Origin of the sequence: Streptococcus oralis, assembly GCF_023109195.1 — a bacterium.
GTDB classification, from domain to species: domain Bacteria; phylum Bacillota; class Bacilli; order Lactobacillales; family Streptococcaceae; genus Streptococcus; species Streptococcus oralis_BV.
The window spans coordinates 473,411-488,674 of record NZ_JALDUB010000001.1 but is presented as its reverse complement, the minus strand read 5'-3'; the positions used below and the strand labels follow the sequence as shown (position 1 = coordinate 488,674).

The following is a 15,264-nucleotide window of genomic DNA, read 5'->3' as shown; positions in this document are numbered from 1 at the left end:
TTTTCTCAGTACTAAAAAGCCTCTTCCCATGGGAAAGAGGACTAAACCTTATTGATGAACCGCTTGGGCAGCAGTGATAAGGGTCAACTTGTACACATCATCTGCATTACATCCACGAGAAAGGTCGTTAACCGGTTTGTTCAAACCTTGCAAAACAGGTCCGACAGCCGCAAAACCACCGAGACGTTCTGCCATCTTATACCCAATATTTCCGGCTTCAATACCTGGGAAGATAAAAACATTTGCTTGACCAGCTACGTTACTTCCTGGAGCTTTTAGAGCTGCAGTTTCAGGAACAAAGGCAGCGTCAAATTGCAACTCCCCATCAATCTCAAGGTCGGGACGCAAGTCGTGAGCAATTTTAGTTGCTTCTACGACCTTATCAACACTTTCACCAAATCCTGAACCTTTAGTAGAATAGCTTAGCATAGCAATTTTAGGTTCAATACCAAACATCTTAGCTGTGATTGCTGAATTGATCGCGATTTCAGCCAAGGCTTCTGCATCTGGATTGATGTTAATGGCACAGTCTCCAAATAGGTAACGTTCTGTACCACGTACCATAAGGAAGGCACCTGAAGTACGAGTTACGTTTGGACGAGTTTTGATGATTTGTAGGGCTGGGCGAACTGTTGAGGCAGTTGAGTGAATCGCACCAGATACCATACCGTCAACCAAGCCCAAGTAGACTAGCATCACACCAAAGTAGTTGACATCTTCAACCAAAACTTTGCGCGCTTCTTCTTCAGTCATTTTGCCCTTACGACGCTCTACCAAAGCAGCAACCATTTCTTCGAATTGAGGATAATGTTGAGGATCAATCACTTCATAACCATCCATGATCCCTTCGATTTCGAGATAAATTTTAATTTTTTCAGGGTTTCCGAGCAAAACAGGGATTACTTCTGTTTCTTTTACCAAGCGTTTTGTTGCTTGAAGAATACGTGGCTCTTCCCCTTCAGGGAGAACGATACGAGCATTTTTGCCAACTAGGTGGGCTTTGAGATTTTCAAAAACTTCCATGAGTTTTCTCCTTTAAGAAAATAAATTATACTCCAAATAGATTTTAAAGAGTATTAGTTGATAACTGAGTAATAAGATTGCTGAAATCATCCGGTAAGGGGCTTTCTAGTTGCAAATCTTGCTCTAGAAAGGGATGATAAAAAGATAAATAATGACAATGCAAGGCCTGGCGTTGAATCCCATCGTCTAGGCCGCCTCCATAGAGATCGTCTCCCAACAAAGGAAAACCAATATGAGAAAAATGCACTCGGATTTGGTGGGTTCGCCCAGTATGCAGGCGAATATCAACTAGGTGAATATTTCCATAGGACGCTACAACTTTGTAAGACGTATGAGCGTATTTCCCACCTTTGGCAACCCGTCTCGTGATAATAGAATCTTCATCACGCGCAATCGGGGCAATAATCTCCCCCTCTGGCTCCAAGTCACCATCTCCTTTAACAAGTGCAAAATACCTTTTTTCGATAGACTTTCGTTGCAGTTGCTTGTCTAATCGTGCATGAGCATAACCGTGCTTGGCAAAGAGCATCAAACCAGATGTATCTCTATCAAGCCTAGTCACGATGTGAACTTGCTGGTTTTCATAGTTTTGCTTAACATAGTAGCCCTTGATAAAATTAGCAATGGTATTGGAATGATTGACACTGGGGATGGAAGCTACTCCATAAGGTTTATTCAAAACCAGAAAATGGTCATCCTCATAGAGAACATCCAGTGGACGCTCAATTGCTTCAAGACTCTCAAACCCTTCCTCCGCTGGAATGTCAATAGTTACCCTGTCTCCAATATCTAAGAGATAAGTCGCATTTTGTGGTTGGTCATTGACCAGAATAGCCCCGCCTCGAAACTTAATCTTAGCCAAAAGTCCCTTAGAAACCTCATGTTTCTTGAGGAAAGTTTTAACTTTGACGTGCTCATCTGCGGTAAATTCGAACCTCATTCATCCACCTCGCCGATGAAGGCATCTTTGACACGATTCCAGAAACTAGTATGACTTGGTGTCGCTACGAAGTGAATCTTGTGATGGTCGATTTGATACTCAATCCGTTCGATATTACGGAATGAATAGACGCTGTTATCGACTGATATCGTGTGATAATCATTGCGTGTCGGCAAGAGTTCAATCTTATCCTTTTTGGGAATAATGATCGATGATCCCAAAGTGCGATAGACTCGGTTGTTAAGACTCGCTATTTCCGTCAACTGCAAGGCTTCAATGGTAGGATGCAAGACAGCTCCACCCAGGGACTTGTTGTAGGCAGTACTACCCGTCGGAGTTGAAACAGTCACTCCATCTCCACGAAATCTCTCGAACGGAACATGGTTAATGATGATATCTGCCACCATGGTGCGGTCTGATCGACGGATACTCGCTTCATTTAAGGCTCGGAAGATTTTCACTTCTCCATTTTCAAGCGTTACCTTGACATTCAAAACAGGATAAGAAACCTTGGCACCAGTATCGAGTAGGAGATTGGTCACCAACTGATCCAACTCAAAATCACGATAATCTGTGTAAAATCCCAAATGCCCTGTATGAACACCTACAAATCGAACCTTGTCTAACTGATTCTCATACTTGTGGAAAGCGGACAAAAGCATCCCGTCACCACCAATCGAAATGACGATGTCAGGATTGGTATCGTTCAGTATAAAATGTTGTTTCTTTAGTTTTTCCCTCAGCTCATGCAAAACCTTCTGGCTTTGTGGTTTTCTATTTGCTATGAGGTCAACTCGTTTACCTGTATTCTTCATCTGTATCGTCACTATTTCCTACACCGTCATTTAATTTTCTGCTCAATGGATCAAAGAGAGCCTGCGCTTCCTGGATGTCATCTCGAATCTTACCCATTTCTTCATCCAGTTGATGAGCTATTTTCGCTGTAATTTCCAATCTTGTCCTGATTTCTTCTGGAAAATCGCCCTGATATTTATAATTGAGCGAGTGTTCAATGGTCGCCCAAAAGTTCATAGCCAAAGTCCGTATTTGAATCTCGGCGAGGATGGTCTTAGCCCCATTTATCGTATCTACAGTATATTCGACAACCACGTGATAAGAACGATAACCCGAAGCCTTACGATGAGTGATATAATCTCGTTCCTGAACGACTCTCATATCTTGGCGTTTACGTAGAATCTCAACTACTTCTTTAACGTCATCAACGAACTGAACCATGACACGTAAACCAGCAATGTCTTGCAGATCATGTTCCAGACTTGCATATGTAATTCCTCGACGAGCCATTTTTTCTTTGATACTTTCAATCGGTTTTACCCGACCCGTTACAAACTCAATCGGAGAATGCTTGTTTTGCTTACGATACTGTTTGCGAATTCCCCGAAGTTTAATCTTCAATTCACCAACAGCCTGAATGTAAGGATCTAAAAATTCTTCCCATTCTATGGTCATACTTTCTCCCTTGTAATGTTTGATTGCTCTGTCGAAAATCTTTGATTTTTTCAGTACATTCGTATACAATAAATACATTGTCCATTATACCATAAATCGCTTTCAAAGATATAGAAAAGGTTGAAAAAATGAAACATTTAGAAATAGAATTGAAAACACTTCTGAAAAAAGAGGAATATGATCATCTAAAAAAACAGTTTTCCCATATCCAACCCGTTCTTCAGAAGAACTACTACATTGACACACCAGATTTCCAATTGCGTGAAAAGAAGGTTGCCATGCGCATTCGCACTTTTGCAGATTGGGCGGAATTGACCTTAAAAGTGCCTCAAACTGTAGGAAATATGGAATACAACCAGAAACTAACTCTTCCAGAAGCTGAATCGTACCTAGAAAAACCAAAACTACCTCAGGGTCTCGTTCTAGAGAAGCTCTCTAAGATTGGCATCGAAAGCCATGACTGGCTTGTTCTAGGTTGCCTTTCCACCCTTCGTTATGAAATGAAAACTGAGATTGGCTTAATGGCCTTAGATGAAAGTCAATACTTTGACCAGACGGACTATGAACTCGAACTTGAAGTCACCGACCATGAAAAAGGGAAAGAAGATTTTCAGAGATTTTTAGATGAAAATCAGATAACCTATCAGAAAGCTCCTTCAAAATTAATTCGTTTTATTAAAAGCATGAAAAAAAGCTGAAATAATCTCCTTTTTTTGGTAAAATAGAAAAGATAAAAATAAAAGAATCTGGCTTTGAAAAACAAAACTTTCTCAAAGAAGATTCACAAAGTTTACAGAGGACGGTCTATAATGTCAGATAGAAACAACATGAAACTTTTCACCCTAAACTCTAACCATGAAATCGCTCAAAAGATTGCGGATACAGTTGGTGTACCTCTCGGGAAATTATCCTCTCGACAATTTTCTGACGGCGAAATCCAGGTCAACATTGAAGAAAGTGTCCGTGGTTACGACGTCTACATCATCCAGTCAACCAGCTACCCTGTTAGCAACCACTTGATGGAGTTGTTGATCATGGTTGACGCTTGTGTACGTGCAAGTGCTCATAGTATCAACGTTGTCCTCCCTTACTTTGGTTATGCGCGTCAGGATCGTATCGCTTCTTCTCGCGAACCCCTCACTGCAAAACTAGTTGCCAATATGCTTGTCAAAGCTGGTGTAAGCCGTGTTCTAACGCTGGACCTCCACGCTGTTCAGGTCCAAGGTTTCTTTGATATTCCTGTAGATAATCTTTATACTGTTCCTCTATTTGCTAAGCACTACTGTGATAAAGGACTTCTTGGCTCTGATGTTGTTGTTGTCAGTCCAAAGAACTCTGGTGTTAAACGTGCACGTAGTTTGGCTGAATACCTTGATGCTCCTATCGCTATCATTGACTACGCCCAAGACGATTCTGATCGTAACGAAGGCTATATCATTGGGGATGTTGAAGGCAAGAAGGCTATCTTGATTGACGATATCCTAAATACTGGTCGTACTTTCTCTGAAGCAGCCAAAATCGTTGAACGTGAAGGCGCAACTGAGATTTATGCAGTATCTAGTCACGGTTTATTTGTTGAAGGGGCAGCAGATCTTCTTGATGCTACAAACATCAAGGAAATCCTTGTGACAGACTCCGTAGCGACCAAAGAAAGAACTCCAGAAAATGTATGTTACATTACTGCTAGCGAATTAATCGGAGATGCTATCGTCCGCATCCATGAAAGAAAACCAGTCAGCCCACTCTTTGCTTACAACAAAAAGAAATAAGGTGATTCTTTGATTTATTTGGACAATGCTGCAACGACTCCTATGTCTGCAGTAGCTATTGCAGAAATGACCAAGGTCATGCAAGAAACTCATGGTAATCCTTCTAGTATTCATGGTCATGGTCGGCAGGCTGGTAAACTCTTACGAGAGGCTCGTCAGGACTTAGCCCACTTACTAGGAACCAAACCTCAACATATCTTTTTCACATCTGGCGGTACAGAAAGTAACAATACAGCCATTATCGGCTATTGCCTACGTCATCAAAATCGTGGAAAACATATCATCACAACAGCTATCGAACACCATTCTGTACTTGAGACTGTCGATTACCTGGTGCAACATTTTGGCTTTGAAGTGACCATCATCCAACCAGTAAATCAAGAGATAACTGCTCAGCAAATTCAAGAAGCCTTACGTGACGATACCATTCTCGTTTCCACCATGTACGCTAACAATGAAACTGGAAGTCTCTTACCTATCGCTGAGATTGGACATATTTTAAAAGACCATCCTGCTGCTTATCATATAGATGCTGTTCAAGCTATCGGAAAAATTCCTATCCATCCCGAGGAATTGGGAATTGATTTCCTCAGCGCTTCTGCCCACAAATTCCATGGACCAAAAGGAGTCGGATTTCTTTACGCATCGACTGGAGACTTTGATTCCTACCTTCACGGTGGAGACCAAGAACAAAAGAAACGGGCTGGAACAGAAAATCTCGCTGCCATTGTAGGCATGGTCGCTGCTCTCAAAGAGGATTTAAATGACCAAGTTGAGCATTACCAAAAACTAAGCGCACTCAAAGCTACTTTTTTAGAAGAAATTGCAGGTCTCGACTACTATCTCAATGAAAGTCAAGACCAACTACCTTATGTTGTCAACATTGGCTTTCCTGGTCAAAAAAATGATTTGCTCTTGCTACGGTTAGACCTTGAAGGAATTTCAATTTCTACCGGTTCAGCTTGTACTGCTGGTATTGTGCAAACCAGTCATGTGCTTGAAGCATTTTATGGGTCTGATTCGCATCGTTTAACAGAATCTGTCCGTATCAGTCTCTCTCCTCTTAATACCGAAGAAGAACTGAAACAACTCGCACAAACTTTAAAAAATATTATTGGAGATTAAACTAATGGCATTCGAAAAAACCATTAAACTACAAAACTGTCGCTACGACTATACACTTAACCCATCTGTCAAAAAATTCACGCTCAAAGACAATACTTTCTTTGAAACAAAAGTAGGAAACTACGAACTGACTCGTCTACTTGAAAAAGTACCCAACAGCGGTGAAGGTTTCAAGCTAAAAATCATCATCAACAAAGACCTTACAGGTGCTAAACTCAACATCACTGACAAGTCTGGCCTTCGTTTGGTGAATATCTTTAAATCAGAAGACCACCACATTCATCAAGAAAAATTCTACTTCCTCATGGACAGCCTTGTAGAACGCGGTATCTTCATTAAAGAAGAAAGATAATTGACTATGTATCGACTTACCTATCAAGATAACTATCACGTAGAACGTACACTTGAATATAAGGATTACGAAGAGCTTATGTTATCTCTATCAGGCTGCGTGACCCTACCTGATACTCTCCTAATCAGCTCCTTAACGCTGAATGATAAGGTGATTTATCAAGGATTGGTTGGCGATCTCTACCGTTTTCTATCACAAGCTCATTTTTCAGATAAAAACTAAGAAATTTCTTAGTTTTTTCTTGTTTTTGTTGATTTTTTCACAATGTTTCTATAAAATAGAAGAATAGAAAGGTTGTGATTTTGTGAAAGATAAACAGTCTGCTATTCCAAAAGCAACAGCAAAAAGACTCTCACTTTACTATCGAATTTTCAAGAGATTTCATGCAGAAAAAATCGAACGTGCCAACTCCAAGCAAATTGCAGAGGCTATCGGTATCGACTCTGCGACCGTTCGACGTGATTTTTCCTATTTTGGCGAGCTAGGTCGTCGTGGTTTTGGTTATGATGTCAAAAAATTGATGAATTTTTTTGCTGATCTCCTTAATGATAACTCAATTACCAATGTTATGCTGGTTGGGATTGGAAATATGGGCCATGCCCTTCTCCACTACCGCTTCCACGAGCGTAACAAGATGAAAATTATCATGGCCTTTGACCTAGATGACCATCCAGAAGTTGGAAGCCAGACACCTGATGGAATTCCAATCTATGGTATCTCTCAGATTAAAGAAAAAATAAAAGAAGCAGATGTTAAAACTGCTATCCTAACTGTTCCAAGTGTTAAATCACAAGAAGTCGCCAATCTTTTGGTTGATGCAGGTATAAAAGGTATTCTCAGCTTTTCCCCTGTTCACCTCCACCTCCCAAAAGATGTGGTCGTTCAGTATGTCGATTTGACAAGCGAACTCCAAACCCTCCTCTATTTTATGCGTAAAGAAGATTAGAAAGCGAAAGCATTTATGAAAAAACCAGTTATTGGGATTACAGGAAATGAAAAAGCTCATCCAGATGATGACATCATGATGAGCTATGCAGCAAAAGGCTTTGTTGAAGGAGTCAAGGACGCTGGCGGAATTCCAATCATCCTACCAATTGGTGATCAAGAAATGGCTGCCTATTACATCAGTATCATTGATAAGCTCATCCTAACGGGTGGGCAAAATGTTGATCCAAAATACTATGGTGAACCAAAGGCTATTGATAGTGAAGACTACCATCTTCAAAGAGATATTTTTGAACTAGCACTTATCAATGAAGCGATTAAGCAAAAGAAACCAATTTTCTCTGTTTGTCGGGGTACTCAACTTTTCAATGTTGCTATGGGAGGCACGCTACACCAAGATATCGAGGATCATTGGCAGGACTGTTCAGCCGAATACACGACCCAACGCCTCGTAACGGAACCTGATACGATTCTCCGAGAAATCTATGGAGAAATCTCTCACATCAACTCCTTCCACCACCAAAGCATTAAAGATCTAGCTTCAAATCTTAAGGTTGTAGCACATGATCCTAAAGATGGAATCATTGAGGCTGTGACAACTACGGACGGCTTTCCTTATCTTGGTGTCCAATGGCATCCAGAATTTCTATTTGAAAATCGCCCCAAAGATAAAACGCTATTTGACTATGTTGTTAACGAACTCTAAATCAAATCCGTCTTTTCACGGTAACTAAAGTAATCAGAGTGCGAGACAATCAGATGGTCCAAGAAAACAATTCCCATCAGTTCGCAGGCTTCCTTGACTAGTTTAGTGACATGGTTATCGTTTCGACTAGGAGATACAGCACCGGATGGATGATTGTGAACGAGAATCACTGAGGTAGCCATATGCTTGAGGGCATAGTGAAGGATTTCCCTCGGTTCAGCAATGCTGCGTGTCGCAGAGCCGATAAAAATAGTTTGCTGATGAATGATTTGATTTTGAGTATTGAGATAGAGCGCCACTAGGTGCTCTTGTTTTTTATCGCCAAGTTCCTGTTGCATTTTCTTGGCTAGCTTTTGACTACTGAGAATACTTTCCATCTCAAGGGTTTCATGTTTGTGAATGCGATGTCCCAGTTCAATCACTGCTTGTAGTTCAATGGCCTTAATCCGTCCAATACCAGACAGACTCTGCAATTCCTGCAGGGTCATTTTCTTTAAATCAGTTAGACTGTTAAGACTATTCAAGACTTTTTGGGCAATTTCAAAGACATTTGCCTGACGCGTTCCCGTTCTGAGCAAAATAGCTAACAACTCTTGATTGCTCAGAGCCTCTACTCCCTCTTTAACTAGTCTTTCTCTAGGCAAGAGTGAATCTTCTTGGAATGAAATACTGTACATAAAAATCCTCCTCACTTTATTATTCGTGAGAAGGATGAAAAATTAGATTTTTTTCTCAATTGGAGCTACACTAGCTAAGAGTTTTTTCAGACCGACTTCTGGGAAATTGATTTTTAGTTCCTGAGTATCACCGCTACCAGAGACTTCCAGAACAGTACCCTCTCCCCACTTCTTGTGAAGTGCAATATCTCCAATGGACCAACTTGTATCAGTCGAATCTTTTTTATTTTCAGCTGCAAATTGTCCAAACGGGAGACCGCTTGACTGGATAGAGCTTGGTGCAGCATTGCGCTTCCTTTCTTGCAGGGCCTGAGCTAGGCTCATACCTTGACCAAAGGCCACTCCACCACTGCTATAAGATGCCTTAAAGCTAGTATTCGCTGGACGGGCCAAGCCTTGATAGTCAAGCAAGTCCGAACTGATTTCATTGATAAAACGAGTCGGACGATTGTAACTAGTACGACCAAAAAGCAAGCGAGAGTTGGCATTGGTCAGATAGAGAATCTTTTCTGCACGCGTGATACCGACATAGGCCAAACGGCGTTCCTCTTCCAGTTCATCCGGATCTTCTGCTGCACGACTAAGTGGAAAGACATTTTCCTCCATCCCAATGATAAAGACAACTGGGAACTCAAGTCCCTTAGCTGCGTGCAAGGTCATCAAGGTTACTTCTGATGTCTCCTGACTGCCTGAATCTGTGTCTGCAATCAAAGCCAAGTCATTCAAGAATCGACTGAGTTTGTCCAAACCAGTTTCTTCTTCCTGACTATCAGGGTTGTCATCAAAGTTTTTGGTAACAGAAAGGAATTCCTCGATATTTTCAACCCGCGCCTTGCTCTCCAAGGTTGCCTGAGCATTAAGAATATCGACATAACCTGTTTTTTCTAGAACAGCCTCCACCAGCTCGGTGATAGTTAATTGATCCAGTTTTTCCCGCAAATCCAGAATCATATTGGCAAAATCCCAGATAGACTGAGCTGCTTTTCCTTTGATGCCAGACAACATGATATTGGCTGAAGCATCCAGCATAGACATGTCTTGCATATTCGCAAAGTCGCGAATTTTCTCAACCGTCCCTGGGCCAATTCCGCGTTTTGGTTCGTTAATAATGCGCTCAAAACTGATATTGTCACTCAGATTGGCAATGAGATTAAGATAGGCGATAATATCACGGATTTCCTTACGACTGTAGAACTTGGTTCCGCCGACCATAGTATAAGGAATATTGGACTTTAGGAGGGCCTCTTCAATAGTACGAGACTGGGCGTTAGTCCGATAAAGAACTGCAAAATCCTTGTGGAGGAAGTTTTGAGTTCGACCAAGTTCATCGATGGTTTTGGCTACAAAAACAGCCTCATCTTGTTCGTCATTTGCGCGATAATAAACAATTTGCTCCCCATCCGCATTCTGGGTCCAGAGATTCTTGGGACGACGTTTTTTATTGTTTTTGATGACGTCGTTGGCAGCCTGGAGAATGGTTTTAGTTGAACGATAATTCTCCTCTAACAAAACGACCTTGGCTTGAGGGTAATCTTTCTCAAAATCCAAGATATTCTGCATATCAGCCCCACGCCAACCGTAAATAGACTGGTCAGCATCACCGACTACGCAGATATTTTTAAAGCGTGAAGCCAAGAGTTTGACCAATTGATACTGGGCATGGTTGGTATCTTGGTACTCATCAACATGAATGTACTGGAACTTCTGCTGATAGTAAGTCAAGACGTCAGGATTTTGATCAAAGAGACGCAGGGTCAGCATAATCAAATCATCAAAGTCAACGGACTCAGACTGACGAAGCTCCTTTTGATAAGCTGTATAACACTGGGCCACGATTTGCGTATACATATCACCAGCCTGAGCAGCATAAGCCACATCATCAATCAAGTCATTCTTAGCATTGGAAATGGTTCCCAAAATGGTTCGTTCATTCCATTTTTTTGGATCCAAGTTTAACTGCTTGAGAATGCGTTTCATGAGAGTTCGTTGCTCACCAGGATCTACAATAGTGAAATTCCGATTGTAGCCAATATGATCCGCATCGCGACGTAGGATACGAACACACATGGAGTGAAAGGTCGCAATCAAACAGTCCTGAGTAGCTGGATTGAGGCCATAGGCACGCTCCTTCATCTCACGCGCCGCCTTATTGGTAAAGGTAATGGCCAAAATATTCCAAGGATTGACCATCTTTTCATCAATCAAGTAGGCGATTCTGTGAGTTAAAACACGAGTCTTCCCAGAACCAGCACCAGCCATGATTAATAAGGGCCCTTCTGTCGTTTGCACTGCCTCAGCCTGACGGTCATTCATTCCATTCAATAATGCGTTCATTTTCTCTTCCTTACTCTTGAAGTCAATGTTTCTATTATATCAGAAATCGAGGAAAATATCTTTACCTAGACTGATTGCGTCTAGAAAGTAACTCTATTATCAGCTGAAGACAACTCCTTAAAGCTAGATAAAAAAATGAGCTTGGATATTATTTCCAAACTCATTTTAATTCAATTAAACTATTAGAACAATCCTAGAACAGTTCCGTCGCTTTCAACATCCATATTAAGAGCGGCTGGTCGTTTTGGAAGGCCTGGCATGGTCATGACATCACCAGTTAGGGCAACAATAAAGCCTGCCCCTAATTTTGGTACCAATTCACGAATGGTAATTTCAAAGTTTTCTGGTGCTCCAAGTGCATTTGGATTGTCTGAGAAACTGTACTGAGTTTTAGCCATACAGATTGGCAATTTGTCCCATCCGTTTTGAACGATTTGAGCGATTTGTGTTTGAGCTTTCTTCTCAAAGTTCACTTTGCTACCACGATAGATTTCAGTAACAATCTTTTCAATCTTTTCTTGGACAGAAAGGTCATTGTCATAAAGACGAGTGTAGTTGGCTGGATTTTCAGAGATTGTCTTGACAAGTGTTTCGGCAAGTGTTACACCACCTTCTGCGCCATCAGCCCAGACACTAGCCAATTCTACTGGTACATCGATTGAGGCACAAAGTTCCTTCAAGGCTGCGATTTCAGCCTCTGTATCAGAAACAAATTCATTGATAGCTACAACTGCTGGAATACCGAACTTACGGATGTTCTCAACGTGGCGTTTCAAGTTAGCAAAACCTGCACGAACTGCTTCTACATTTTCCTCTGTAAGAGCGTCCTTAGCTACACCACCATTCATCTTAAGGGCACGGAGAGTTGCGACGATGACAACAGCATCTGGAGATGCTGGCAAGTTTGGTGTCTTAATGTCAAGGAATTTCTCAGCACCAAGGTCCGCACCAAAACCAGCTTCAGTAACAGTATAATCAGCCAAGTGAAGGGCTGTGCTTGTTGCCAAAACAGAGTTACATCCATGAGCGATATTGGCAAATGGACCACCGTGTACAAAGGCAGGTGTACCGTAAATTGTCTGAACCAAGTTCGGTTTGATAGCATCTTTCAAAATCAATGCTAATGCTCCCTCAATCTGTAAATCACCAACAGTAACTGGTGTACGGTCATAGCGATAGCCAATAACGATATTCGCCAAACGACGTTTCAAGTCCTCGATGTCCGTTGCCAAGCAAAGAATGGCCATGATTTCTGAAGCAACTGTAATATCAAAACCATCCTCACGAGGAATACTGTTTAGAGGACCACCAAGTCCAACGGTTACATGACGAAGGGCGCGGTCGTTCAAGTCCACTACACGTTTCCAGAGAATACGACGTTGGTCGATTCCCAGCTCATTTCCTTGGTGCAAGTGATTGTCAATCAAGGCTGAAAGAGCATTGTTGGCTGTTGTAATGGCATGCATATCCCCCGTAAAGTGGAGGTTGATGTCCTCCATTGGAAGCACTTGGGCGTAACCACCACCAGCTGCACCACCCTTAATCCCCATGACTGGACCAAGAGATGGTTCGCGGATAGCAATCATGGTTTTTTTGCCAATCTTGTTCAAGGCATCCGCAAGACCAATGGTAATAGTTGATTTTCCTTCACCTGCTGGAGTTGGATTGATGGCAGTAACCAAGATTAATTTCCCAACTGGATTGCTCTCAACTGCACGAATTTTATCAAAGCTGAGTTTAGCCTTATACTTCCCGTACAATTCCAAATCGTCGTAAGAAATACCAAGTTTCTCAACAACATCAACGATTGGTTTCAACTCAATACTCTGTGCGATTTCAATATCTGTTTTCATTCAAAACTCCTCTAACCTCTAATGTGATAATTCATTATATCACAAAACAAGATTTTTAACATCCATAAACTCTCTAAACGTTCGTAAATATCATTGTTTTAAAGATTTTTAGGGCTCTTTTGAAAATTTTATATGGCTTTATAGTTATAAACTATAGTGTAGCTTCGTTTTTCCAAAAATTTATCGCTTTCATTTTACTTACTGTTTATTTTTGTGTACAATAGTCCTATGAAAATTTTAGTTACGTCAGGCGGCACAAGTGAAGCAATCGATAGCGTCCGCTCTATCACGAATCACTCGACTGGTCGCTTGGGGAAAATTATTACCGAAACCCTACTTGCTGCTGGTCATGAGATTTGTCTGATTACTACTCCTAGTGCTCTTAAGCCAGAACCTCATCGCCATCTAACCATTCTAGAAATCAAAAATACGAATGATCTTCTTTTAGAGATGAAAAAGTGTGTTCAAGATTATCAGGTCTTGATTCATTCGATGGCAGTTTCTGACTACACTCCTGTTTATATGACGGGACTAGATGAAGTTAAGACGAGCTCTAATCTGGAAGAATTATTAGACAAGCAAAATATAGAAGCTAAGATTTCTTCAACTGATGAGGTTCAGATCTTATTCCTGAAAAAAACACCCAAAATCATCTCTCTAGTCAAGGAATGGAATCCTGCCATTCATCTGATTGGCTTTAAACTACTTGTTGATGTCTCTGAAGAATATCTCATAGAAATTGCTAGACAAAGTCTTATCAAGAACCAAGCAGACTTAATCATCGCAAATGACCTGACTCAAATCTCGGCAAATCAGCATCATGCAATCTTTGTTGAAAAAGAGCAACTCCAAACCGTTCAAACCAAAGAGGAAATAGCGAACCTCCTTCTTGAAAAAATTCAAGCATACGATTCATAGAAAGGAAAGCCATGGCAAATATCCTCATCGCAGTGACAGGTTCCATTGCCTCCTATAAAGCAGCTGACCTCGTCAGTTCCTTGAAGAAACAAGGCCATGATGTCACTGTCTTAATGACTAAGGCAGCGAGAGAGTTTATCCAACCGTTGACACTACAGGTCCTCTCTCAAAATCCTGTCCACCTTGATGTCATGAAGGAACCCTATCCTAATCAAGTCAATCATATCGAACTAGGCAAAAGGACTGACCTTTTTATTGTAGCCCCAGCTACTGCTAATACCATCGCAAAGTTAGCCCATGGATTTGCGGACAACATGGTGACAAGCACAGCACTTGCCTTGCCAGAACATGTCAAAAAGTTAGTCGCACCAGCCATGAACACAAAAATGTATGACCATCCGGCAACTCAGGCTAATCTAAAAACATTAGAGACCTATGGTTATCAGATTATCTCTCCAAAGGAATCTCTACTAGCCTGTGGCGATCACGGCAAAGGCGCCCTAGCTGACCTGAATACTATATTAGAAAGAATAAAGGAAACCCTCGATGAACAAACGCTCTAACATTGCACCCATTGCTATCTTTTTTGCAGTTATGCTCGTTATCCACTTTTTGAGCTCTCTCCTATTTAATCTTTTCCCATTTCCAATTAAACCAACTATCGTTCATATTCCAGTCATTATTGCTAGTATCATCTATGGTCCTCGCGTTGGAGTTACACTTGGTTTTTTGATGGGACTGCTAAGCTTAACGGTAAATACGATTACGATTCTACCAACCAGCTACCTTTTCTCACCATTCGTACCGAACGGAAACATCTACTCTGCGATTATCGCTATTGTCCCTCGAGTTTTGATTGGGCTGACACCTTATTTGGTTTATAAATTATTAAAAAACAGAACAGGTCTCATCTTTGCTGGTGCTCTCGGTTCCCTTACCAACACCGTCTTTGTCCTTGGGGGAATCTTCTTCCTTTTTGGAAATGTCTTCGACGGCAATATTCAAAAACTCCTGGCAACCGTTATTTCTACAAACTCAATTGCCGAGCTTGTCATTTCTGCCGTTCTAACAGTAGCAATTGTTCCCCGTCTCGAAACCTTGAAGAAATAAATAAACAACTCCACTTTCATCCTGAAAGTGGAGTTTTAGCAT

The 15,264-nt window shown here is 41.3% G+C and carries 17 protein-coding genes; 10 read left to right on the top strand and 7 right to left on the bottom strand.

All coding sequences use genetic code 11. The annotated features are described in order from the left end of the window. Positions 1 to 48: 48 nt before the first annotated feature. Genes pta through yjbM form a run of 4 tightly spaced genes read right to left on the bottom strand, consistent with a single transcriptional unit; the run spans position 49 to position 3,433 of the window. A complete protein-coding gene (gene pta, locus M1F65_RS02370) occupies positions 49 to 1,023 on the bottom strand; it encodes a phosphate acetyltransferase (RefSeq protein ID WP_247925387.1) in 975 nt (324 codons plus the stop codon). A gap of 43 nt (positions 1,024 to 1,066) precedes the next feature. Continuing rightward, positions 1,067 to 1,963, bottom strand: a complete 897-nt coding sequence (locus M1F65_RS02365) for an RluA family pseudouridine synthase (RefSeq protein WP_247925386.1) — start codon at positions 1,961 to 1,963, stop codon at positions 1,067 to 1,069. Continuing rightward, positions 1,960 to 2,778 carry an NAD kinase gene (locus M1F65_RS02360; protein ID WP_000799063.1) on the bottom strand — a complete coding sequence of 273 codons (819 nt, stop codon included), beginning with the start codon at positions 2,776 to 2,778 and terminating at the stop codon, positions 1,960 to 1,962. The genes M1F65_RS02365 and M1F65_RS02360 overlap by 4 nt, the downstream gene beginning before the upstream one ends. Then, the gene (gene yjbM, locus M1F65_RS02355) at positions 2,762 to 3,433 is read right to left on the bottom strand and encodes a GTP diphosphokinase (protein WP_000151556.1); all 672 of its coding nucleotides are present in this window, start codon (positions 3,431 to 3,433) and stop codon (positions 2,762 to 2,764) included. The genes M1F65_RS02360 and yjbM overlap by 17 nt, the downstream gene beginning before the upstream one ends. Before the next feature lie 128 nt (positions 3,434 to 3,561). Between yjbM and M1F65_RS02350 the strand changes: the two genes are divergently transcribed. From M1F65_RS02350 to M1F65_RS02320, 7 genes are all read left to right on the top strand, one after another. After that, a complete protein-coding gene (locus M1F65_RS02350) occupies positions 3,562 to 4,131 on the top strand; it encodes a CYTH domain-containing protein (protein WP_000681306.1) in 570 nt (189 codons plus the stop codon). A 111-nt stretch (positions 4,132 to 4,242) separates the two neighbouring features. Next, positions 4,243 to 5,202, top strand: a complete 960-nt coding sequence (locus M1F65_RS02345) for a ribose-phosphate diphosphokinase (RefSeq protein ID WP_001283843.1) — start codon at positions 4,243 to 4,245, stop codon at positions 5,200 to 5,202. Positions 5,203 to 5,211: 9 nt separating this feature from the next. Further along, positions 5,212 to 6,327, top strand: coding sequence for a cysteine desulfurase family protein (locus M1F65_RS02340; RefSeq protein WP_247925385.1), 1,116 nt, complete (start codon positions 5,212 to 5,214; stop codon positions 6,325 to 6,327). A gap of 4 nt (positions 6,328 to 6,331) precedes the next feature. After that, a complete protein-coding gene (locus tag M1F65_RS02335) occupies positions 6,332 to 6,679 on the top strand; it encodes a DUF1831 domain-containing protein (protein ID WP_042902224.1) in 348 nt (115 codons plus the stop codon). A 6-nt stretch (positions 6,680 to 6,685) separates the two neighbouring features. Next, positions 6,686 to 6,901 (top strand): DUF4649 family protein, encoded by a 216-nt coding sequence (locus M1F65_RS02330; protein ID WP_000286093.1) that lies wholly within the window; start codon positions 6,686 to 6,688, stop codon positions 6,899 to 6,901. 82 nt (positions 6,902 to 6,983) lie between these two features. Then, a complete protein-coding gene (locus M1F65_RS02325) occupies positions 6,984 to 7,625 on the top strand; it encodes a redox-sensing transcriptional repressor Rex (protein WP_000653409.1) in 642 nt (213 codons plus the stop codon). A 15-nt stretch (positions 7,626 to 7,640) separates the two neighbouring features. Next, positions 7,641 to 8,330: a gamma-glutamyl-gamma-aminobutyrate hydrolase family protein gene (locus M1F65_RS02320; protein ID WP_247925384.1), complete on the top strand. Its 690-nt coding sequence runs from the start codon at positions 7,641 to 7,643 to the stop codon at positions 8,328 to 8,330. Here M1F65_RS02320 and radC read toward each other — a convergent pair. The 3 genes from radC to M1F65_RS02305 all read right to left on the bottom strand — a co-directional run bounded on the left by radC (position 8,327) and on the right by M1F65_RS02305 (position 13,194). Further along, positions 8,327 to 9,007: a RadC family protein gene (gene radC, locus M1F65_RS02315; RefSeq protein ID WP_042902221.1), complete on the bottom strand. Its 681-nt coding sequence runs from the start codon at positions 9,005 to 9,007 to the stop codon at positions 8,327 to 8,329. The two genes, M1F65_RS02320 and radC, sit on opposite strands and share 4 nt — an antisense overlap. A gap of 42 nt (positions 9,008 to 9,049) precedes the next feature. Then, on the bottom strand, positions 9,050 to 11,341 hold the full coding sequence (gene pcrA, locus M1F65_RS02310; protein WP_042902220.1) for a DNA helicase PcrA: 2,292 nt from the start codon (positions 11,339 to 11,341) through the stop codon (positions 9,050 to 9,052). Positions 11,342 to 11,523: 182 nt separating this feature from the next. Continuing rightward, entirely contained in the window at positions 11,524 to 13,194 is a 1,671-nt protein-coding gene (locus M1F65_RS02305; RefSeq protein WP_000845267.1) for a formate--tetrahydrofolate ligase, read from the bottom strand. 228 nt (positions 13,195 to 13,422) lie between these two features. Here M1F65_RS02305 and coaB point away from each other — a divergent pair, with 228 nt between their 5' ends. The 3 genes from coaB to M1F65_RS02290 are packed head-to-tail and all read left to right on the top strand — an operon-like array spanning position 13,423 to position 15,222. Continuing rightward, positions 13,423 to 14,112: a phosphopantothenate--cysteine ligase gene (coaB, locus tag M1F65_RS02300; protein ID WP_247925383.1), complete on the top strand. Its 690-nt coding sequence runs from the start codon at positions 13,423 to 13,425 to the stop codon at positions 14,110 to 14,112. 11 nt (positions 14,113 to 14,123) lie between these two features. Then, positions 14,124 to 14,675: a phosphopantothenoylcysteine decarboxylase gene (gene coaC, locus M1F65_RS02295; RefSeq protein WP_084945182.1), complete on the top strand. Its 552-nt coding sequence runs from the start codon at positions 14,124 to 14,126 to the stop codon at positions 14,673 to 14,675. Beyond that, complete coding sequence (locus M1F65_RS02290) at positions 14,659 to 15,222, top strand: ECF transporter S component (protein ID WP_001042723.1); 564 nt, start codon at positions 14,659 to 14,661, stop codon at positions 15,220 to 15,222. Before coaC ends, M1F65_RS02290 begins: the two co-directional genes overlap by 17 nt. Positions 15,223 to 15,264 lie beyond the last annotated feature (42 nt).